The 20,701-nt window shown below is 58.0% G+C and carries 14 protein-coding genes and 1 pseudogene; 10 read left to right on the forward strand and 5 right to left on the reverse strand.

Annotation, left to right across the window (positions count from 1 at the left end; all coding sequences use genetic code 11):
• The first annotated feature begins 327 nt into the window (after nt 1-327).
• Entirely contained in the window at nt 328-1,074 is a 747-nt protein-coding gene (locus AB3X96_RS37910) for an H-NS family nucleoid-associated regulatory protein (RefSeq protein WP_368593773.1), read from the forward strand.
• Between the two features lie 76 nt (nt 1,075-1,150).
• Here the strand turns inward: AB3X96_RS37910 and AB3X96_RS37915 are convergent, their stop codons facing one another.
• Nucleotides 1,151-1,387 (reverse strand): hypothetical protein, encoded by a 237-nt coding sequence (locus AB3X96_RS37915; protein ID WP_368593774.1) that lies wholly within the window; start codon nt 1,385-1,387, stop codon nt 1,151-1,153.
• 53 nt (nt 1,388-1,440) lie between these two features.
• A complete protein-coding gene (locus AB3X96_RS37920; protein ID WP_368593775.1) occupies nt 1,441-1,749 on the reverse strand; it encodes a hypothetical protein in 309 nt (102 codons plus the stop codon).
• 414 nt (nt 1,750-2,163) lie between these two features.
• Between AB3X96_RS37920 and AB3X96_RS37925 the strand changes: the two genes are divergently transcribed.
• The 5 genes from AB3X96_RS37925 (at nt 2,164) to AB3X96_RS37945 (ending at nt 13,590) form a co-directional block, all read left to right on the forward strand.
• Nucleotides 2,164-2,628 carry a hypothetical protein gene (locus AB3X96_RS37925; protein WP_368593776.1) on the forward strand — a complete coding sequence of 155 codons (465 nt, stop codon included), beginning with the start codon at nt 2,164-2,166 and terminating at the stop codon, nt 2,626-2,628.
• Between the two features lie 473 nt (nt 2,629-3,101).
• Nucleotides 3,102-9,701, forward strand: coding sequence for a DUF3320 domain-containing protein (locus AB3X96_RS37930; RefSeq protein ID WP_368593777.1), 6,600 nt, complete (start codon nt 3,102-3,104; stop codon nt 9,699-9,701).
• A gap of 441 nt (nt 9,702-10,142) precedes the next feature.
• Nucleotides 10,143-10,886 carry a hypothetical protein gene (locus AB3X96_RS37935; protein WP_368593778.1) on the forward strand — a complete coding sequence of 248 codons (744 nt, stop codon included), beginning with the start codon at nt 10,143-10,145 and terminating at the stop codon, nt 10,884-10,886.
• A 43-nt stretch (nt 10,887-10,929) separates the two neighbouring features.
• Nucleotides 10,930-12,861, forward strand: a complete 1,932-nt coding sequence (gene rmuC, locus AB3X96_RS37940) for a DNA recombination protein RmuC (protein WP_368593779.1) — start codon at nt 10,930-10,932, stop codon at nt 12,859-12,861.
• Nucleotides 12,862-13,149: 288 nt separating this feature from the next.
• Nucleotides 13,150-13,590, forward strand: coding sequence for a sigma factor-like helix-turn-helix DNA-binding protein (locus AB3X96_RS37945; RefSeq protein WP_368593780.1), 441 nt, complete (start codon nt 13,150-13,152; stop codon nt 13,588-13,590).
• Here the strand turns inward: AB3X96_RS37945 and AB3X96_RS37950 are convergent.
• Together AB3X96_RS37950 and AB3X96_RS37955 are read right to left on the reverse strand one after the other, a co-directional pair.
• Nucleotides 13,505-14,887, reverse strand: a complete 1,383-nt coding sequence (locus AB3X96_RS37950) for a hypothetical protein (protein ID WP_368593781.1) — start codon at nt 14,885-14,887, stop codon at nt 13,505-13,507. The genes AB3X96_RS37945 and AB3X96_RS37950 overlap by 86 nt on opposite strands.
• 880 nt (nt 14,888-15,767) lie before the next feature.
• Nucleotides 15,768-16,388: a sel1 repeat family protein gene (locus AB3X96_RS37955; protein ID WP_368593782.1), complete on the reverse strand. Its 621-nt coding sequence runs from the start codon at nt 16,386-16,388 to the stop codon at nt 15,768-15,770.
• Nucleotides 16,389-16,801: 413 nt separating this feature from the next.
• Here AB3X96_RS37955 and AB3X96_RS37960 point away from each other — a divergent pair, with 413 nt between their 5' ends.
• Nucleotides 16,802-17,155, forward strand: coding sequence for a hypothetical protein (locus AB3X96_RS37960; protein WP_368593783.1), 354 nt, complete (start codon nt 16,802-16,804; stop codon nt 17,153-17,155).
• Between the two features lie 42 nt (nt 17,156-17,197).
• The gene (locus AB3X96_RS37965; protein ID WP_368593784.1) at nt 17,198-17,434 is read left to right on the forward strand and encodes a hypothetical protein; all 237 of its coding nucleotides are present in this window, start codon (nt 17,198-17,200) and stop codon (nt 17,432-17,434) included.
• Nucleotides 17,435-18,076: 642 nt separating this feature from the next.
• On the opposite strand, the gene AB3X96_RS37970 is transcribed toward AB3X96_RS37965, so the two are convergent.
• Complete coding sequence (locus AB3X96_RS37970) at nt 18,077-19,096, reverse strand: hypothetical protein (RefSeq protein ID WP_368593785.1); 1,020 nt, start codon at nt 19,094-19,096, stop codon at nt 18,077-18,079.
• Between the two features lie 821 nt (nt 19,097-19,917).
• Between AB3X96_RS37970 and AB3X96_RS37975 the strand changes: the two genes are divergently transcribed.
• Together AB3X96_RS37975 and AB3X96_RS37980 are read left to right on the forward strand one after the other, a co-directional pair.
• The gene (locus AB3X96_RS37975; RefSeq protein WP_368593786.1) at nt 19,918-20,136 is read left to right on the forward strand and encodes a hypothetical protein; all 219 of its coding nucleotides are present in this window, start codon (nt 19,918-19,920) and stop codon (nt 20,134-20,136) included.
• A 163-nt stretch (nt 20,137-20,299) separates the two neighbouring features.
• Nucleotides 20,300-20,530 (forward strand): annotated as a pseudogene (locus tag AB3X96_RS37980) (ABC transporter); the annotation flags it as partial.
• Nucleotides 20,531-20,701 lie beyond the last annotated feature (171 nt).

A 20,701-nucleotide genomic window follows, 5' to 3' on the forward strand; every position in this document is an offset into this window, starting at 1 on the left:
GCGCCGGCGTCGTCGACGGCTAGGTGCCGCTGCTTCTTCAATAGTGTTCACGTGTCCACCTATTTAAGTGAACACGATGCTCCCAAGACTTTCACCGTGACTCAAGATGGGATGACCGGGCGCTTACTGTTATCCGCCGAACCAGGAGCGTTCGACGCAACGGGGAACCAACAAAAGATGTCCGAGGTAAGGACTAACACAGAGATGCATTCGCTAAAACGCAGCATCGCGTTGCAATGCCCAGCAGATTGCCGTCGAAGTCAATGCTCTAGCCTTTTCCCACCTGACCATGGCATAGTGCGACCACATTCGTAAGGAGGCCACTTGATGGCAACGACTTTGGAAGCAATTCAGGCGAAGATGAAAAAGCTGCAGGCACAAGCGGACGCTCTGGCGACAAGGGAAACCGCGAAGGTTTTGAAGGTTATCCGCGAGCTGATGGAGAAACACGGGTTGACCGCTGCGGATATCGATGGTCATGCTGGAGGCAAGCAGCGCGCGACGAAGGGCAGCGCGAAGCCTGTTGGCAAGAAGAGCGTCACCGCCGCGAAGTACCGTAACCCAAAAACCGGCGCGACCTGGACGGGACATGGCCGCGCACCCAGCTGGATTGCGACGGCGAAGAGTCGCGATAAGTTTTTGGTAGACGGCGGAACGATGACGATAATGCCGACCACTGCTACCAAGGCGAAGACTGTGGTCAAGAAGACCTCAAAGACGATTGCCCAGCGCATTGGCAAGGGCCAGCCGAAGGGTCCGCAGCCGGCGCTTTACCGTGACCCCAAGAGCGGGGCAACGTGGAGTGGCCGTGGGCGCGCGCCGGCGTGGCTGGCATCGGTCAAGGACCGGTCGAAGTTCTTGATTGCGGGCGGCAGCACGGTGGCCGACGCGAAACCGGCGGTCACGAAGGCTATTTCGAAGAAGGCACCGACGGCGAAGAAAACTGCCACCAGGAAGGCCGAGAGCGCGAAGGTGCCAGCTAAGAAGGCGCCGACAAAAAAAGCGCCACGCCAGAGCATAACCATGCCCGCTCCGGTGGTCACAGTCGAGTCTGACGCCGAGTTGATGGCCTAAACCTAAACGTAGTTGTCAGGTGCCCGGGGGACCAGCGATTTACTGGTTCCGCCGGGTGCACCAAGTCGACGACGTTTTATTGTGCCCTCGCCGCCTGACGTTGCGCGGCTTGCTGTTGAGCGTGCTGCTTCGCGAGGTGCCTGCCGACCATGCAGCCGCCGACCGCACCAACGACAGCGTGGTGCCCTGCGTAATGCCCAGCGACCCCGCCTACCACCGCGCCCTTGAGGCAGCCTGCGGCGTTTGCCGTGCCTGCCGTTGCGAGGGCCAGCGTAGTTGCAATGAGGGCGATTCTTATCGGGCCAGCTTTCATTCGAAGGTACTCCGAGCTTGAATTTTTCGGATGTGGCGCCTTATTGTGTGGTTTCAATACCCGCGCCAGTCACGACGCTCGCGCCACTCGTGCTCGCGCCATTCTTGGCGGCGCGATTCACGTTCACGCCACTCGCGACGTTCGCGCCATTCGCGGGCTCGCCAGTCGTCACCGCCGTACGCGACGGCGACCGGTGCGGGAGCATACACGGCGGGAGCTGGCGGTGCGTAGACTGGCTCTGCCGGCGCATATACGGCTCCGGGGACGCCCAATCCGATGGCGACGTCTACTTGCGCCGATGCTGCAGTTGATGCAGCCAGAACCGCCAGACCAAGTGCTGCGCCAAGAATCTTCTTGTTCATCTTCGCTACTCCTCGCACATTGAGTGCAATGTCAGTGACTACCGCTCGGAGTGTAAGGGGCGATGTCGGACACATGTGAAACGGAGGCGCGAGATTGGTAACACAGCATTACTAACGGCGGCGTAACGCGAACGCTGTGAGGAACTGCACTTGTGCCGTGTGTTAGTTGAACTCCTAGAACCCAAAGCTCAGGGACCCCGTCGAAGAGTTATCGCTCTTTGGAACGCGCCGCATCATCCAAGATGGATTGGCCAGCGCGGGGACTACCCAGTGGATGGTAGTGCGGAGGAATCGTCGTTCTACGATAACGCATGCTAATCGACTTCAGCAGACCAGGCCTCCAGTTCGGTCAAGTTCGCGACGTAGCTGCCGATATTCAGAGCGCCGTCTCTGCATTCAAACAGGAAAAATGAAATGCGCACACTGCTTTCTTTTGGCGTCGCCGTCGCGGCGCTGGTCGTTCTTCCGGGTTGTTCGACAACTCATAATGTCACCGCTGGCCCTCAAGTGAAGAACTCACCGATGACATCAGCATGCTTTACCGCCCACGGTGGCAGGTCCGCCGACATGGATGCAGCAATTCAACGCAACCTGGAAAATCATGGTGTATCGGTATCGGTTGCACCTGCGTGCGACAAAGCGGACATGAACGTCACCTACACCGACAGTTGGTACTGGGATATCGTCATGTATCTGCGCGCTATGGACATTCGCTTCTACAAGGCGCCGAGCGGTGGTCTTATCGCATCCGGGCACTGGAAGAATTCCGTGTTACATCAGTTTCCGAACGCCGACGGCGTGGTTCAGGATTTGATGGACGAGATGTTCAAGCAGACCGGCGAGCCAAGTGCGGTCAGGACAAAAGCAGCTTCGAATTAGTCACCGCGCGGAACGAGCAGGCTGCGTGTGGCCTCCCAGCCGCTGCAGCCTACTAGTGGAACGCTCATGAATCAGTCCTTGTTCGAGCGCACGGTCTGGGCCAATCTACGATAAGGTCTGTGGTCTATGCGTTGTGCATAAAGCCAACGTCCCTGAGATCGTTTGCGTTTGTCGTGATGCTCGCAATCGTTTGCCATCCGCTTCCATTCGATTTTCTGATCTCAGTCCGCCAGCATTTAGCGCGTTTGAAGCTCAGGCTTCTCGTCGATGACTTTGTGAATATTTGGCGCGCACTATCACTCTCCGTTATGGCATTGTGAGATTATGTGGCGGGGCGCGACCGTCGCGGTAAGGGCATACCTTCATTCCTCAAAAAGCCTGTATTCTCGCTGCCTTTTCGGCGGATGGAACGTGGTAGGTCGTCGTCAAAATCAAATCGAGAGAAGACGTGCAAGCGGAAGTTTGGGGGCCAGATGAACGAAACAATTGTCGAGCCGGCAGACGCGCCGGAGGAGCCGCGTTGCGTGCAGATTAAGGCCACGCTCGCTAGCAAGATAAATCTGGCCGACTTCCAGAACGCCATCCCGGTTGTCCATGAGCTTTCGCTCGCCAATGAGACCGCCGATGACATCAAGGAGTTGCGCCTTACTGCGTCTTCCGAGCCGTCATTCTTCAAGCCCAAGACCTGGCACCTGGACCACGTCGTCGCCGGAAAAGATATACGTATCAGTGAGCTCGACCTTTCGCTCGACGGCGCGCTTCTTGGTCGTCTGACGGAGTCAGAAAAGGCACTGATAACGTTCAAGCTTACGGCCGGGCTCGCCGAACCTGTCGAGCTCGCGTCATTCGAATCTACCGTCGAGTTGTTGCCGCGCAATCAATGGGGCGGCCTATCGGCTTTACCCGATATGGTTGCAGCATTCGTCCAGCCGAACGAACCAGCAGTCGAGCGAGTTTTGAAGAAGGCCGCCGACGTCCTTCACAAAGCTGGCAAATCGGGTGCCATTAACGGTTATCAGGAGGGTGCCCGCCGCGCCTGGGAGTTGGCATCCGCTATCTGGAATGCGATTGGGTCGATGGGCATCGACTATTCGCTGCCGCCTGCAAGCTTCGAACAGGCCGGCCAGAAGGTTCGTAGCCCAAGCCAGATTGCCGATTCGGGCCTTGGAACCTGTCTCGACCTTGCTTTGTTTATGTGTGCGGCACTTGAACAGGCCGGTCTCAACGCTGTGCTGGTCTTTACGGAGGGGCATGCCTTTCCGGGCGTGTGGCTGAAAGGAGAAGAGTTCTCAACATCGGTCGTCGACGATGTCACGGCACTTCGCAAGCGCGTGAAATTGAAGGAAATGGTGTTGTTTGAGTCGACAATGCTCACGCACCGCCCCTATCCCGCCTTCAGCTTCGCCATCGCCAATGGCGAAGAACAGATTTCCGAAGAAAAGGACCATAAATTTCAGCTGGCCGTCGACATCCGGCGTGCTCGACTGCAGCGCATCAAGCCGCTCGCTAGCGAGCAGGCGATTGAACGCGGGACGGTCGGAACCGAAGCAACGAACATTGAGAGAGAACTTGAAGTCGCACCGCAATTGCCGGAGGAACTGGAAGGTCCTGCGGATGATAGGGCTGTCGAACGTCCAGAGGATCGGCTTACTCGTTGGCAGCGGAAACTTCTTGACCTGTCACTTCGAAACAATCTGCTCAGTTTCAAGGCAGGAAAAAAATCACTGAAGCTTGACGCGCCGGACCCCGGGCAGCTTGAGGATCTTTTGGCGGAGGGCCACGCCATCAAGTTGCTTACGCGTCCCGACCTGATGGACGGCAACGACCCTCGCAGTCAGGCTATTCACGAAGCCCGTGAGCGGGAAAACATTCGTCGTTCACATGCGCTCGATGCGCTGAAGCGAAAAGAAGTGTTCGTCGGACTGTCGCAGGACGAGATGGACACTCGGCTTGTCGAGCTTTTCCGGACTTCGCGTACAAACCTGCAGGAGGGCGGCTCTAATACCTTGTATCTTGCGTTGGGCTTTCTATCCTGGACACGCGACGCGAAAGATGACAAGAAGTACCGGGCGCCGCTCATCCTTGTGCCGGTATCGCTCGAGCGTCGTAGCGCTCGCTCCGGGTTTAGCTTGACGCTACACGATGACGAGCCGCGTTTCAACCCGACGCTTATCGAGATGCTGCGTCAGGATTTCGAACTGGAGCTGGGCATCCAGGATACAGAGCTAGCAAAAGACGATTCTGGTCTTGATGTGACGGGTATTTGGAAGACTGTGTCCAGCGCCATCAAGGACATCAAGGGATGGGAAGTCGTTGAAGACGTCGTCCTCGCAACCTTCTCGTTCGCGAAATACTTGATGTGGAAGGATTTGACCGAGCGAACCGAGCAGCTTAAGCAGAACGCGGTTGTACGACACCTCATCGAAACGCCGCGAGATTCCTATGAGAGCACGATTGAGTTTCCGGACGCCAGAAAACTCGACGTCGAGCTCCCCGTAAAGAGCACCTTCTGCCCGTTGCCGGCCGACTCGTCGCAGCTTTCAGCGGTGGTGGCAGGAAGCAAGGGGAAGGACTTCGTTCTGATTGGGCCTCCGGGAACCGGGAAGAGTCAGACCATCTCGAACCTCATCGCTCAGTGTCTGGCGGAAAAAAAGCGCGTGCTCTTCGTCTCAGAAAAGATGGCGGCGCTTGATGTTGTGTATCGACGCCTTGCCGATGTAGGTCTTGGCAATTTCTGCCTGGAATTGCACTCGAGCAAAGCTCGAAAGACAGATGTGCTTGAACAGCTCCGTAATTCGTGGGATTCGGCGGCAGCGTTGGCACCGGACGAATGGGATGCTGAAGCCGCACGCCTGGAGGGCTTGCGGAACCAACTGAATGGATATGTCGAACGCCTGCATGTTCGATATCCAAATGGACTAAGCGTATATGAGGCAATCGGGCGCGTTGTCGCAGGACATGACTTGCCGGCCCTGCGGCTCTCCTGGCCATCTGCCAGGGTTCACGATTCGGTCGCGATGCGAACGCTGCGCGAGACGGCTGAGTTGCTGGACGTCCACGCAAAAGTGATGGGGGAGGGGCAGTTAACTTCCGGCCCGCTCGCTCACATTGTTCAATGTGAATGGTCCCCGCTGTGGCAGGCCGCGCTTCTTGAATCGGCTCAAGCCATTGGCTCGGCTGTCGCCCGCTTCGATGCGGCAGCTGAACAGTTGCGTGCGGCCGTCGGTTTGCCACATCTTCCTCTCGACCCACGTGTTCGAGAAGGATTGTGGCTCTTGTCCGTGACGCTGCCAGACGCTTCCGGTCACGACTGGCAATTTGTTCTGCGCCCGGATGCGAAAACAATCGCCGACAACCTGCGCGTCGCAAAACCGCTCGTGGAGCGCCATCGCGAACTGCACGCGTCGCTCTCGGCGCCGCGGGGTAATCAGGTCCTCGAGGATTTACGGCTGGGTATTGACCAGCTCTCACGCTATCACGAACTTCAGTCGCGGCTTTCCCATCCGTGGAATGAGTCTTTGCGTTCGCGTCTTTCGGCTGGCATCGAACTGCTGAGAAAACGCCAGGACCTGCTTGGCCAGTTGTCGCTCAAATACAGAGAGGGTATTTCGGCGCCAACGGTGCAGCAGCTCCAACGCGATTGGCGTGAGCTGCAGGAGTCATCCTGGCCAATGAGCATGATGCGTCGCCGCTCGCTGACCAAAAAGCTTGTGGAACTGTCGACCGGTGGAGGCGAGCCGGATATCGGCAACGACATCGAACGCCTAGTCCAGATTGACGCTCTTCAGGACGAAATCAAAGCTCTTGATGACCTGTCGTTGCCGACATCGAACGCCTGGCAGGGTCTCAAAACTGAGCTCGACATTGCACGGGCATCCCTCGGCTTCCAGTCTGCTCTCGAACAGGTTCGTGTGCGCGCAGCCTGGGAAGACATTGGTCTTGACCCGGTAAGCCGGGGCCAGTGTGGCGACACCGCACGTGAAGACCTCGTCCGCATGCGCGAGCTTCGCCAGATTGACCAGGTAATCAATCGCCTGTCTGGACTCGAAGCTGAGACGGATGCGGTTTGGTCTGGATACAAAACGGATTTGGCTGTCGCGAAGACATACGTCGTTTTTCAGGGCGCGCTTGCAGCAGCAGTGGCTCGCAGCCACTGGCAGGATGACGGCTTCGGCGTTATCGAACGAGGCAGTGCGGGTGCTGTCGCGGCGGGCGACCTGAAGAAGATGCGCGAACTGGTCGCCCTTGCTGCTCGTCTCAATGAGGTCGACGACCTCTCCGCAAAGACCGGCGGACTCTGGAACGGATTGCAGACAAAACTGGAGGGCATCGAACCAGTTCTGGGCTTCTTCGAAGCACTCTCGGGAGCGCTGGCATCATTGGCAAGTTCGCCTGAAGTACTGTCAGCAGTAAAGAGCCCGATTTCCTTGCTGCTCGGCGATAGCAATGTCCTGCTTGAGCCAACGGGAGCGATTGTGGGTGCGGGGCGTATCTATGCCGAGGCACTTCAGGCGTTTAACCAGGCAGTCGCGCAATTCACCGTCGCAAGCGGCTTGCAAGGGTCTGATAACTCGACGCTTGGAGTGCTTCTTCCTACGGAGCTGGCTGCACGCGCAAGCGACGTTCTTGCCACCTCGAATCGGCTGAATGCATGGTGTGCGTGGCGGAAAACTCGCGCGGCGGCTCTCGCGGTAGGACTCGCTCCTGTCGTGACCGGTGTCGAACAGGGCGCAATTCAGCTTGGACGAGTGAAAGAAGCTTTTGAGACGGACTACTGTCGTTGGTGGTTGAACGCGGTGGTGGACGTCGACGACGTCTTGCGCACATTTGTTTCTGCAGAGCACGAGAAACGCATTCGCGATTTCCGAGAGCTCGACGAACGATTCATCAGCCTTACCCAAGCGTGGGTGCGAGCGCAGTTGTCGGCAGGGCATCCTTCGCCAGACCGTGTCTCGCGAGGCTCCGAGTGGGGCCTGCTGCGTTACGAGATGCAAAAGAAGACTCGCCACCTGCCTCTCCGGGAACTGATGTCTCAAGCTTCTAGCGCCGTGATGCGCCTGACGCCGTGCCTTCTCATGAGCCCGCTATCGATTGCGCAATATCTGCCGGCCGAAACACAAAACTTTGATGTCGTCATCTTCGACGAGGCATCACAGATTCCAGTATGGGACGCTATTGGCGCAATGGCGCGTGCGAAGCAGGTCATCATGGTTGGTGACCCCAAACAGCTGCCGCCGACAAGCTTCTTTGACCGCGCGGAGTCAGACATTGACGACACAGACGTCGAAACCGAGCTTGAGAGCATTCTCGAGGAGTGCATCGGTGCCAATCTGCCGACCATGAAGCTTTCATGGCACTACCGCAGCCGCCATGAAAGCCTGATTGCATTCTCGAATCATCGTTACTACGACGGGGACTTGGTGACATTCCCGAGCCCGGTCACAAACGACCGTGCTGTCAGCTTGAACCACGTCGCGAACGGGCAGTACGAACGTGGTGGTGCGCGAACAAACAAGCCGGAGGCAAAGGCCCTAGTTGCCGACCTCGTTGGACGGATGAAGACACCGGGATTCCGCGATAGCGGGTTGACCATCGGCGTAGTCACCTTCAACAGTGAGCAACAATCGCTTATCGAAGACCTTTTGGACGAGGAGCGGCGTAAAGACCCGTCCATCGAGCCGTATTTCCTCGAGACACAGCTGGAACCGGTCTTCGTCAAGAACCTGGAAAGTGTGCAGGGTGATGAACGCGACATTATGTATTTCTCCATCACCTACGGTCCGGGTATCGACGGCACCATGCCAATGAACTTCGGCCCGATGAACCAGCAAGGCGGGGAGCGTCGACTGAACGTTGCCGTCACCCGTGCTCGCCAGGAGCTTCGCGTGTTCGGTAGCTTCCGCCCCGAACAGATGGACCTGTCGAGAACGCAGGCTCTGGGAGTACGCGACCTGAAGCATTTCCTGGAGTTTGCCGACCGTGGCGCGCGTGCTTTAGGCGAGGCTGTCTCAGGTAGTGTTGGCGACTTCGAAAGCCCGTTCGAAAAGGCTGTATCGCACGCGCTTACCGAAAAAGGATGGACCCTGCATCCACAGGTGGGTGTTTCGGCTTTCCGGATTGACTTGGGCGTGGTGGACCCCGACGCTCCTGGACGATACCTCGCTGGCGTCGAGTGTGATGGTGCCACCTACCATCGTTCGGCTACAGCGCGTGACCGGGACAAGTTGCGGGAGCTGGTGCTGCGAGGTCTTGGCTGGGAAATCCTGAGAATCTGGTCAACTGACTGGTGGATTGATATGCCTGGCACTGTCGCAAAGATTCATGAGCAACTTGACGAGCTGCTTGTGGAACAACGGGCTGTCCGGGCTAAAACTGCTGAAGACGCCAGCGGCCTTGCTCGAAAGGTCATCGCAGACGCGATGGCGACCTCTGATGCAGAATCGACGCGTTCTTCGCAGAACAATGTCAAAGGCTCGAATACATCCGTAGAAAACGCTGATGCAATCATTGCGTCGCCCATGACGTACGCGAGAAACGCCTCGGTTGCTTCCAACAATGATGCGGTGGACACAAGATTCATCGAAGTGGACCTGACGGTGACCGGTCATGAGGTTGACGCCGAAGCGTTTTTCGATATGGCGTACAACCCACGATTACTCAGCATGATTGAGCACGTGGTGAGCGTCGAGGGTCCGGTACGTGATGAGGTTCTCGCGCGCCGCATTGCCCGCGTTCACGGATGGGTGCGCACAGGTGCACGAATCCAGGAACGGGTCGTTCGCCTGGCGTTGCAGCATTACAGAAGTGAGGCTGAAGACGTCGGTACGTTCTTCTGGCCTAAAGGCGGAAACCCGTCCGACGTAGTCCGGTTTCGGCGTCCCGTCGACGGTACGGCGCGTTCGGTGGATGAGATTTCATTAACCGAGTTGCGGGCGCTCGCGTCCGAGATGCGAGAGGCGGGACATGACGAGGATTCGGGTGTGTTGGCCATGGCCCGTGAAATCGGCCTTCGGAAACTCAGCGCGATAAGCAGGACCAGGTTGGAGCGTGCTTGGTCGAATCCTGGGACTTAAAAAGCGCTTAGGGTTCATCGAGGCACTTGAGTTTTGATGTATCGAACCCGAAAGCTAGGAGTCGGTTCGTTGGCGCCAGTTGCACATTGAAAGACGGCAAAGTATGAAAGAACGATGCGAACAGTGTGGCTGCATTCCGCACGCGCCGCGACGTAGATGCTCAAAGTGCGGCAAGCTTGTCTGTGTCAGCAAATGCTGGTCAAGGAACTCGAAGACCTGCAACACGTGCGCTCCTGCGCAGTCGAACGCCTTTGCGAAAGGAAAAGTCGCGGACGATGAAAGCGGCATTCCCCGTTGCAAGATTTGCAGAACGACCCTGAAGGTAATGGAAAGTCGATGTCCCTCGTGTTTCTGGCTTGTTAGTTAGGCCCTGTGCCCCTGAACCGTTGCGTCATCGGCAGGTTGTGTTCAGGCGGGTAACCGAATAGGCGATATCTCAATATGAACATGCTATTGATTATTCTCTGGCTGGTCGGCGCGAGCACATTTTTGGCGGGTGTCGGAGGGTTTGTGGATGGCCGGAAGGTAGACCGTCGATTCAAGACGGGTTACAAGAACAACGCCCCGGACACACGAAACTTTCGTCAAGCTAGGAAGCGAGTCATGTGGGGTGTCGGAATCTGCATTGTTGCGATGGTGGTCGGCACTCTATCTTCTTCTAACGAACACCAGCAACGGGACGATACGGCGACCGCGTCCGTGCCGGCTTCTTCAACCATCATTACGTCTGCTGCAGCTAGCGCAGAATCAGCGTCAGCCACCCTTCTCGCAATTCCGGCTTCGGATGAAACCAATGCGTCTGACGCATCTGTGAGTTTGAGTTCGAATGAGCAAGTGGTGCAATCCGCCGCCGTTTCTGCTCCATCCGTGCCTGTCGATGTTAGCGCTGCTGCTGAGTCGGCACCCGCCATTGTGAATAGCTGGTCGCAAACTGCGTGCCACGACGACGGAACGTTCCTTGGCAACAACATCTGCAAAAGTCCCGCTCTCGCGACGATTTACCAGAGAGAGCTGGAGGAATACGAGGCCGCGCAAAGTCGAATTGGCGGTGCCGACGTAGGAGTGCGTACGGAGCAGGAGCGGTGGCTCGCACAAGTTGCACAGGACTGTTCTGATATGCAGTGCTTGACTACCGCCTTCGACAAGAGGATTGCGGATTTGAGTTCCCGTTACCACGGGGGCTAGTCGTACACAAGACGGCCTAGACGCTATCTACTGGGGAAACGGTATGGACCTGCTCGTAGGCTCTGCAATATTGGTAGTGGGTTTGATTGTCGGCGCCGTGATTGCTTGGATACTGACGCGCGGTCGGGATGGCTTGCGAGTGCAGGCGGCCGTCTCGCAGGCACAATCCGCGTCACAGGTCCAGGTCACGCAGCTTGAAGAACGGCTACGAGCAACAACCGAGGAACTTCGTGCCGCGCGCGATGCGCTGGAGCAACATGAACGCCAGTCAGGCAGTATGCGCGAAGAACTGGACAAGGTGCGTGGCGAACAGGCACGGCTCACGGAGCGGTCGTCCCGAGTTCCCGCGTTGGAAGAGGAAATCCAGAATCTTCGGGAGGAAGTTCGCAGCAGCGTAGAGCAGTTGAGGCAGGTTTCCGCTAGTGAGGCACAAAAGCAGCAATTGGTGGCGTCGCTCACCGAACAGACGAAACAGCTTGAGGACGATTCAAGGGTGCTGGCGCACAAGCTTGAGACCACGGCGACGACCCTCAAAGATGTGAACGAACGCAAGGCAGCGCTGGAAGAGCAAGCGACGCGCATCCCCGAGCTTGAGGGGAAAATTGCAGCCACGCTGGCACTGCTCTCCAGCGTTGACAACCAATTGACGGAGTTGCGCGAATCTAGTGGCCGCCAAAATGGGAAACTGTTGGCAGAGCTGGAAGCGGAACGGCAGGCCGCAGCACTAATTCGAGACGAACTCGTCGGAGTGAAAGGTTCACGAGCCACCGCGGAAGGTGAGCTCGCACGTCTTACCGACGAGTTGACTGAGCTTCGGACGCGCACCGAGGCGGAACGGCAGAACGCTGAGGAGAAGCTGAATCTGCTACTGCAGGCAAAAGAGACACTCAGCGACCAGTTCAAGAACCTCGCCACAGAAATTCTGGAGGAGAAGTCGAAACGGTTTGCGGAGCAAAACCAGACCAATCTCGGGTTGTTGCTCGAGCCGTTGAAAACACGGCTGAGCGAATTCCAAGGGAAGGTTGAAGAAGTGTACGTGCAGGAAGCGAAGGACAGGTCGGCTCTGTCCACTCAGGTTCGTCAACTGGTGGAGCTGAATCAAGCGCTCAGTCAGGATGCAAAAAACCTGACGGTAGCGCTGAAGGGGTCCACCAAAACACAAGGCAACTGGGGCGAGCTGATTCTTGAACGGGTACTTGAGGCGTCGGGCCTGCGAAAGGGCGATGAGTACCACGTCCAGGACAGTCAGGTGCGGGAGGATGGCACTCGCGCGCAGCCCGATGTGGTGATTAACCTTCCTGAGGAACGAAAACTCGTCGTGGACTCGAAGGTATCGTTGCTTGCCTATGAAAGGTACGCGTCCGCCGAGTCCGACGAGGAAAGAGTCGTCACGCTCCGGCAACATGTCGAATCGATTCGAAACCACATCAAATCGCTTTCCGACAAGCAATATCAAGCTCTGTACGGCAAGTCTCTCGACTTTGTTCTTGCGTTCGTACCCATCGAACCCGCGTTCATGTTAGCTGTAACGAACGATAACGAGTTGTTTATGGACGCATGGCGCCGCAACGTGCTGCTGGTGAGCCCGTCAACTCTGCTTTTCGTCGTACGCACCGTTGCGCATCTTTGGCGACAGGAAGCTCAAAGCCGAAATGCACAGGATATCGCTCGACGCGGAGCAGAACTGTATGACAAGCTTTGTGGATTCGTTGAAGACCTGCAACTTGTTGGGTCCCGACTCGGGCAGGCGCAAAAGGCTTACGATTCCGCGCATAACAAACTGGCAATCGGGAAGGGAAACGTTATAAGACAAGCGGAAATGCTGCGCGACTTGGGAGTGAAGCCATCGAAGGCGCTACCCCAAACCTTGGTCGACTCCGCGTCAGCAGAAGGTCAAGGCATCGTGGTTCCGGCTGCATTGGTCGACGCGTCGCCTGTCGCCGCCGTTCCGGAAGAAGGGGTGTCCAACGCCTAGTAGCGGTGAATCTGCGAGTGGCAACGGTTTAACTGACCGCTTCATCGCGACGCTCGTGCAGTCACTTCGCGTCTGTTGTGCTCGGCCAGTTTCCGCCGACAGACCCGATAGTGAGCGCGGAACGTCGCCTCAGGCAATTCCTCGCCGGCACTGCGAGGTCAGCTGTTCCGGATGTGGATCCGGGTGGAATGTCATGGCAGCCTTTGCCGGCGGTCACAGAAAGATTGGAGAGATCAATTAAGGATAACTGATCGTCAAGGGTTCTTTTCACTCCGGAGGGCGGTGGGCATGCTTTCTGTACTTGCCGCGATCGATGAGGCGCTCGATGTGCTGTTGCCGTCGTCGCGTGCGCGGAGGTCCTACGGATGCTCTTTTGAGATCGATATCGCGTCCAACCATACGCTCGGCGAGTTGGGTACACGGTTCCACCTGACACGCGAACCGATCAGGCAGATCGAAAGCAGGGCGATGCGAAAACTGATGCACCCGGGTCGGACCGACAAGCCAGGGCAATTTCCCCGACCATTGAGCCGGGGGCACCATCGATCAGGAACCGCGCGATTTCTCGCGCGTACCGAGGCCGGGGTGCCTCGATGCGCTTCATATGTCATTGCAGAACAGGTCATGGCACGTCGCCACCGACTCACAGGAGGACTGCCTGCTGCAATAGCTCCAGCGCCTTCAGTTCGTCCAGTCGACCCGAGCGTGCCTTACCTGCCAGTGTCTTGAGCAAGGCTTCCGCGATCGGCGCGATACCGTGAAGATTGTCCAGGCTAGTCACGGAAGCGGGGAGCGACACGGAGGACTGCTCCGGGATTGCAGCGACTGGGAGCGACTCCTGGGTTGCCGGTGTGGCTGCTGGGAGTTCGCCATCATCTTCTTCAGGTGAGCGACCCGCCAGCACGTCAAGGGCATCGCCATCATGATCCCGCTGGCGGGCGATTACCGGTTGTTTTTCGGCTGCCATATCCGCCGAAGCGGGTGGGGAGCTTTCCGGACCGGTCCGGACGCCCACCCGCGTGCGCCCCTTGTGCGCCTTCGCGTCGACGGGTCTCTCTGGCACGCCATCCTTCGTTGCAGCCGCGAGCGGCTCGTGCTGTTCAATGGATGCACGACCGCGCGAAGCAGGGGTAAGCAAACGCGACACCGACTCCGGAATATCGGCTTCCGAGCGCGGCGTGTCCAGCCAGCCAGTTGGCAAACCAAGTCGCTCCGTGAAACGGTTTGCCTCGACACCGTCCAGGCGTTTCTTGCCATATAGCCGATGGGCCATGTTGGATCCGCTCATCGCCATGACTACACCCAGTCTTGCTTTCGATCCGTTGCGACCCGTGAGAATGTGGAGGTTAGCGCGCCGGATGGTCTCGACCGTGGTGCTGTCGTCTAATGCCAGCGCTTGCTGCTGGGTTGTTGCCGGAGATGTCCTGTGCTTCGAGGACGCGCCTTTTTGCGGCGCCTGAGGAGCAGGTGGTTCGGCCGCCTGGTTTCGACTATTCCTGACGGCCTTGGGCGACCCGCCCGTTGCTTTCTTCGGCATCTGTGCTTCCCCAGACAAACTGTCTTCAAGAAATGGTTGCTGGCCGCCGTTCAGGACGGAAGGCGGCATGGGTGTTTCCGACACGGCTTCCGGTTCGTCGTCGGTCTGGACGAAATCGAGTGGTGATTTCAGGCGGGCGATGGTTTCGGGCGCGAGCGCAGGATTGGGCTGGTCAAAGAAACCGTGAGGCAAACCAAGCGTGGTTTCCATGTGAAAGGCGGTCTCGGGCGTGAACCTTTCGCCCTTCGTCAGTTCTGCCACCCGCGCCATGTTCGATCCAAGTCCCAGGGCGATATTCTCTGCACCCACCGTATCGACCAGAAACTGGAACGATCGTGTCTTGAAAATGGAGGCAGTCTGGGCGGAGTCTCGAGCAGGCGCATTGACGTACGGTGGTCTCTGCCGGCTGGGCCGAGATTGCTTCGCGCGACGAGATTTACGCTGGCCGCTGTCACGGGATCCCGCATATCCTCCGCGGGGTTGACTCATAAAGGAGGCTCCATGCGATCATTGGTTTGCTGACCGGGCGATTATAGATGAGGCGATGCTGGTATTTGACGCGTCAGCGACGCCGTGGGGCGAAAACATACGCGGGAAGTCGGGCCATAGCTCGGTACTGAGTCAGTGTCCACATTTTCCAGCCGCAGTCTGGTTAAGTTCGACCTGTAAGGCAACGCATCGTCTCCCTTCCGCCGATCACAGTAAACCTTCAGATATCAGGCAGGCGATAAAAGACTGATTCGCCGGCTCTCTCAAGTTCAGCGTCATACCTCCCGACAGCGGTTGATCCGTCGGCTGTCAGGAACAGGGGCCGCTTGCGCAATCAGCGGCGCAAAGGCCTGGCTCGATTTCTTCAGGTCGAAATGATTCGGGTTACCAGGCATTATTCGCGCTCATATCGTCGCCGACCCATGAGCCAGCTGACCTCCGAAGTGCTACGAAAGCGCACACAGCACCATGCTGAACCGCGTCGATGGTATCGATCAGGAAAGCCTGTTGCCGATTGACGCCGTGCAAACGCGTTGCGCGTGGTCGCAGATATGCGCCGGCAGGCAAACTGATGCCGCATTTGCTGGTGCCCGGATCGAAACCGTCCGCTCCGTATGTCGCCAGAACCTCACGCTTCGCCGGGCGCATTCATGACGACACAGACCGATCACTGTCGGCACATCCTCCCCTTGCGACTGGCATCATGGACTGGCGAGATCAGGCACCCGACGCATGCTCCGGTCAATGGATACCAGCGAGGTTTGCGGAGGAGAGATTCTCCGTCCTTCGTGATTCGAGGGCGCGCATTGTTGGAATGCAAATCCTCGCGAGATGCAAGGTGACGGGACCCCGGGCTCAACTCGCGGGCGGTGGGGCAGTTTCAGCGCAGCGCTGCCAGACGGCGTTGGCAACGTATGTCATCTCCACCGCGCCGATAGTTCTGTATGGCCTTCGTGCGGTCCGGGATAGCGCTCCTGTCTTCTGCACCCCACGCGCCCTCCCAGAAAAGCCCGAGATTGTGTGCCGAGGCCTTATGCCCCAGTTTGATGGCCTGCTCATAGAGCGAGAGCGCGCGGCTCACGTCCGCCTGCATGCCCCGCCCCAGCCGTGCACTATCGGCCAGCGCGGCGGCGGCCATGCCGCGAAGATGGCCGTCCGCGGTCTCATCCTTCATCACATCTTCGAAAATCGCATTACCTTTCTCGAAGTCCGCGTCGCCTCCCGTTGGTGTGACCAGCGAAATGGCCATTGCCATCCGCCAGGCTGGATGCCGGTTTGCGCCGATGCGCTCCAGCAGCCAGCGGCCCAGATGCGGCGCGCGATTGAGCGTACTGGTGAGAAGGGCATTGGCGATGACGGCGAGCGACTCGGGCGACAGGAAGCCCGTCTTGTTTGCCGCAATGACGTGACGGGAAAACTTTTCAACATCCAGTGTAGGGTCGGCGCGGAGCAACTGATGCCATTCACGCTCAATTGCTCCTACCCAGCTTTCCATTTGCATGGTGAGCGATCATTTGGTGAAGAATGCACCTGATTTTAGCTCACCTTTTGCAGATTGCAACTTTCAGGGGTCGCGCCTCCCGTCGCATGCGTTCGCCAGATGGAGGGTTCGCACCGGTGCCACGTCCCAATCAGGTGGCGATATTGAGCAACGCCTCGCTCGTATTGCCGTCATCCAGCGCGGGGGCCTGGTTGTGCATGGAGACAGGAAGCGGTTGCAGGCATGGGTGCCTCCTGCTACATGAACGCGGTGGCGCAAACAATGGTGCATCGTCAGGCGCAGATTCCAGCAGTATTCCTGCGGCGACTTGTGGCAAGATCCGAACTGATCGCAGATACGGGCTCACAAGCCCGCAGGCAGCAGTGTTCGCCAGTCTGCTTCGCACGACGTTGGAGAAGGAGCGCTGTCCCACGATGGCTGATGCATTTGAACTCGTTGCTTTGGCGTTGCCCGGCGACGTCGCCCCCGAGTCACTGCCCGCCACCGTCCGCCAGTTCATGGCTGACTGCTGGCCCGGGATGAGCCGCAGTCAGTTAATCGCTCGCGCCCGGCGCCGTGCGCTGCGGCCGTCGCTGCGCGCATACCGTCCGGGCATCCCGGGCGACATCGGACTCTTTGCACTCACGCTCACGATGGGCATGCAGACCGTGTTCCTGATCGCGCATTTACGTCGCGTCGCACAGCGGCGCGCGTCCGCGCGCAGTCGCAAGGCGGCCACCGCCTCGCGACCACCCGCGCGCGATCCGCGTCAGGCGTCGCTGTTCTGAAAGGGGCGTCGGACGACCCGCATCGAATGGAGTGCCACATCGGTGCGCGCGATCATGGGCGAGGTTGTGGCGCTGGACGGGGACTTCCCGGCGGACAACGCACGTTTTCTGGACGGCATTGTTGCGGCAGTGCGCGCGACAACGGGCCGGGTCCATGGCGCAACGACCGATGGCCGGATCCTGCCCGATGTCGCGCCGCGGGCGGGCTTCACCCAACGATCAGGCTCGACGACGATCCAGACTGTGGTCCCCTTCCGCAATCTATCAGAAGGCAATTGATTGCCGGGACTCGCCGTTAGTCGACAGGGGTAAACTGGCCATGAAGCGCCGTTCGGAGAGACGGGAAAGCTTCCACTGGAACGGCCGCAATGCTCCGGCACCTGACGGATGCGCTACACACGCGACGGCCAAAGCAGTCGTAGAGCGATTTACCTTGAGGTGTCCGCTGTACTTGCATGATCGGACGCTCGCGATTTGATTGGTGCGGCTGTCGGCTTTGTGAGGAGTTGAACGCGAACTAGCATTTAGGTTTGTTCATTGACCCTTCGCTGCCGTTGGATGAAAGCGTGCTGTTTTGCACCTTCATGAGGTGAAGCGGTCACGGACGTAATCGATCGCGTGCGTGTTAATCGAAGTCCTGACGCCCTGTTATCGTAGGCGGGTACCTGTGTACCTCCACCCGTTCGCGCTCGGGGCAGCTTACGTCACTTGATAGGGGGATGTCAGAAAGCTTTCCGCCGGCGCCGACTTGCCAAGCGTTCCAGCATTCGCCCCGTGCCATGTTGGAACGAATCGATGCGTAACGAGGACTCGCGATGATCGTCGCAGCAACACTGAGTTGCTGGACCACAGGAACCTTGGCTGTGCGTGCCGCTCCTTCCTTCCGGGTTTAGAGGCGCAAACGAACGGGCGAGCGCGCAACTATTGCGGACGGACTATTACCAAGTCTCTTCCGGGCAGGATCAATGTCGGTCCGGAGCCCGCTGGAACACGAACAACCCAGCGACTGCCGAGCGAATTGAGTATTTCCACATTTTCGATGGCCGTTTCGCCGCCGGTGCAATTCAGTAGAAGATGTTCGACTGCTGCATGCATAGTGTTGCAAGCGGTCGACCCGACGATCAATCTAACGGGAGCCTTCTCTGCGATACCGATCGCGTTGGCGATGTATCTCGGATACAAGCCAGGGGATCCGAGCAGGAACGCTACCTCTAGAAGGAGGACTGCCCCAACGCCAAGCAGCAGCGCTAAGTCACTAGCGGCCAATGCAACTTGCGCACAGCCAAGGATCACTACCATGCCAAAGGTCAACAATAAGCGTGCATCACTATGGACGCTAGCCGATCCATTTCGGATTGCAAGCAAAGTTAGTAGCGAGATGACGGCGGCGAAACCTACGACGAACACGGAGGCGACAAAAGTGCCGCGCGTCTCAAGTCCGTCTGATCCCCAGATGAGCGGTGAGAACGCGACGTGTATAGACGCCCAGACGAAGACAATGACTGACAATCCCCAATAGACAGCGTATTCGAATTTCTCTCGATGAGGAAAATAGACGAAGATTGAAACCAATCCTATCGATGCAAATTGCGTCCAAATATAACGTTTGAGTAAATGTTTCGTTGCCACCTTCCGGTGCTTGGGGACTAAATCGCCAGGCCGAATACCCAAATATTGATAAGTTAGCGCGGACATGGACAAGCACACCCAAATTGATCCCAGGAGTGCTGCACCTAGTATGCCCGCTTGCACCGCAACAAGTGCACCTTGCGCGAATGAGATATCAGGGGTGAAATTTAGCGTCGCGTAATAGATAGTCAAGCAGATGACACCGAATGCCGATGCAGCCGGCACAACCCCCGCTGCGACTTTCAGAAATCCGGTTTCCCTAAACCAGCGGACGATGTACTCGATGGAGCGTTCTTTGATCGTGTGTGGCATGCTCGGTTGTTATGTGTTTTTGTTGACAACGTAAGAGGCGCTTTTCGTCAAATACAGGCCAAGCCGTTGCCGTCTTGGAACCGCCTACTACGAGAGCCATGAAGTTATCACATGCCGCCTCTCGATGTTCGCGTGATCTGTGTCTAGTCTCGCGTGTAACTGCAAGGGCGATGGTGCGACACCTGATACAAGTGATCGAGTGACCGTTTGCCAAATGAAGCCGACACCTGAACGCGCGGGCGACGCATCAGACGAAGATCCCTTCATGGGCGGCTATACGCGTTCACGAAAGCCGCCCCTAAGCTACCGTTGACTCCCTCATGTCCACTCTGTGGAACATTCATCGAGTTGGTGCTATCGGCGACAAAGAGTCGTTCGACGAGTGGGGAAACTCGCCGTTGGAACGCCTGCAGTCCCCCGGCACCTGACGGACGAGCTAGATGCGCAATTCGGCCATTGCTGACGGTCGGTGATCGGGAGCCGTGAGGCGGCTGCACATTCCATTGCCGACGTTCGCAAACCGGCGTTGACGAATGACAGCTCTCACCGCCGTCGAATAAGTCTTCACGACCCACAAGAAACCTTCGGCGTTTTGTGAAAGAGGACCTTCAGCGAGCTAGCTCCGCGTACGAACCCGCCGGCGGGCAGAGGGGATCAAGAGGCGGTTCGGCGGCCGCTGGAAGGATTGTTAGCAATTCGACACTTGTAACATGCGGGAACGTCCCCATAACGGACGGACGCGTGTTCGTTGTGAAACCAATGGGTGGTTCGCCGTCGCGCGCCCGTATGTCGCCGGTCGCCGACAATAACATGAGGTGAAGATGACGATTGCATTGCAACTCCGCAGCAAAGACACGTTGAGCTGCAAGCTCGATGGTGCCGTCATTGCGTTCATTCCTGAAGATAATCTTCCAGGCATCGAGACGGCTCTGATCAACTCCCACCAGTTGGAGCAGCTGCGAGACGTGCTCGCGTCCATTCCGCACAAGATCAATCTAATGGACGACTCTTACGAAGCCGTCAACGGCGCTACCTGGTAAGGCGGGCGGCGTCTACATCGAGGAGGGCACTACGGGGAACCGTAGCCCCCTTTTCTTCCGCGGCATCGCTGCCCGCGCGGATTGCACCGGTCCTTCTGTTCTCGCTGTTGCTCGGCTTCCGCGATGCAGTAGTCCGTGAGTGCACCAACTAGCAAGTGCGGATACCAACCACCTCGCCCTGACCACACGCGAAGCGCTAGCCATGGCGCTCAACGAATTCGAAGGCACGGTGATGCTGGTCAGTCACGACCGGGCCCTGCTGCGCGCGGTATGTGATGCGTTCTGGCTGGTCACCTGGGGCGGCGTCGAGCCCTTCGACGGCGATCTGGACGATTACCAGCAGTTCCTGCGCGACGAAGGTCGTCGCAAGCGCGAGCAGGCCACCGCAAAGTAGAAGGTCATTGCCTGAGATACCCCAGGCGGGCGGCCGGAGTTGCATGGGAGGCGAAGCGCGGACCTTCGCTAACCTTTTCAGCATTCGTGCGGACGGGCGCGTTCCGCCACAAGATATCCGCACCCAATACCGGTCATTCCAAAGTTGACCGCAATGCGGCCTCTCGGCGGA

It is taken from the genome of Paraburkholderia sp. BR13439 (assembly GCF_040948805.1).
Taxonomy (GTDB): domain Bacteria; phylum Pseudomonadota; class Gammaproteobacteria; order Burkholderiales; family Burkholderiaceae; genus Paraburkholderia; species Paraburkholderia youngii.

What these genes read in the sequence shown, in the direction of transcription:
- AB3X96_RS37960 (WP_368593783.1), top strand. Translation starts at nt 16,802, where the DNA reads ATGGCTGATGCATTTGAACTCGTTGCTTTGGCGTTGCCCGGCGACGTC.
- AB3X96_RS37920 (WP_368593775.1), bottom strand. Translation starts at nt 1,749, where the DNA reads ATGAACAAGAAGATTCTTGGCGCAGCACTTGGTCTGGCGGTTCTGGCT.
- AB3X96_RS37945 (WP_368593780.1), top strand. Translation starts at nt 13,150, where the DNA reads ATGCTTTCTGTACTTGCCGCGATCGATGAGGCGCTCGATGTGCTGTTG.
- AB3X96_RS37915 (WP_368593774.1), bottom strand. Translation starts at nt 1,387, where the DNA reads ATGAAAGCTGGCCCGATAAGAATCGCCCTCATTGCAACTACGCTGGCC.
- rmuC (WP_368593779.1), top strand. Translation starts at nt 10,930, where the DNA reads ATGGACCTGCTCGTAGGCTCTGCAATATTGGTAGTGGGTTTGATTGTC.
- AB3X96_RS37930 (WP_368593777.1), top strand. Translation starts at nt 3,102, where the DNA reads ATGAACGAAACAATTGTCGAGCCGGCAGACGCGCCGGAGGAGCCGCGT.
- AB3X96_RS37975 (WP_368593786.1), top strand. Translation starts at nt 19,918, where the DNA reads ATGACGATTGCATTGCAACTCCGCAGCAAAGACACGTTGAGCTGCAAG.
- AB3X96_RS37910 (WP_368593773.1), top strand. Translation starts at nt 328, where the DNA reads ATGGCAACGACTTTGGAAGCAATTCAGGCGAAGATGAAAAAGCTGCAG.
- AB3X96_RS37925 (WP_368593776.1), top strand. Translation starts at nt 2,164, where the DNA reads ATGCGCACACTGCTTTCTTTTGGCGTCGCCGTCGCGGCGCTGGTCGTT.
- AB3X96_RS37950 (WP_368593781.1), bottom strand. Translation starts at nt 14,887, where the DNA reads ATGAGTCAACCCCGCGGAGGATATGCGGGATCCCGTGACAGCGGCCAG.
- AB3X96_RS37955 (WP_368593782.1), bottom strand. Translation starts at nt 16,388, where the DNA reads ATGCAAATGGAAAGCTGGGTAGGAGCAATTGAGCGTGAATGGCATCAG.
- AB3X96_RS37935 (WP_368593778.1), top strand. Translation starts at nt 10,143, where the DNA reads ATGAACATGCTATTGATTATTCTCTGGCTGGTCGGCGCGAGCACATTT.
- AB3X96_RS37970 (WP_368593785.1), bottom strand. Translation starts at nt 19,096, where the DNA reads ATGCCACACACGATCAAAGAACGCTCCATCGAGTACATCGTCCGCTGG.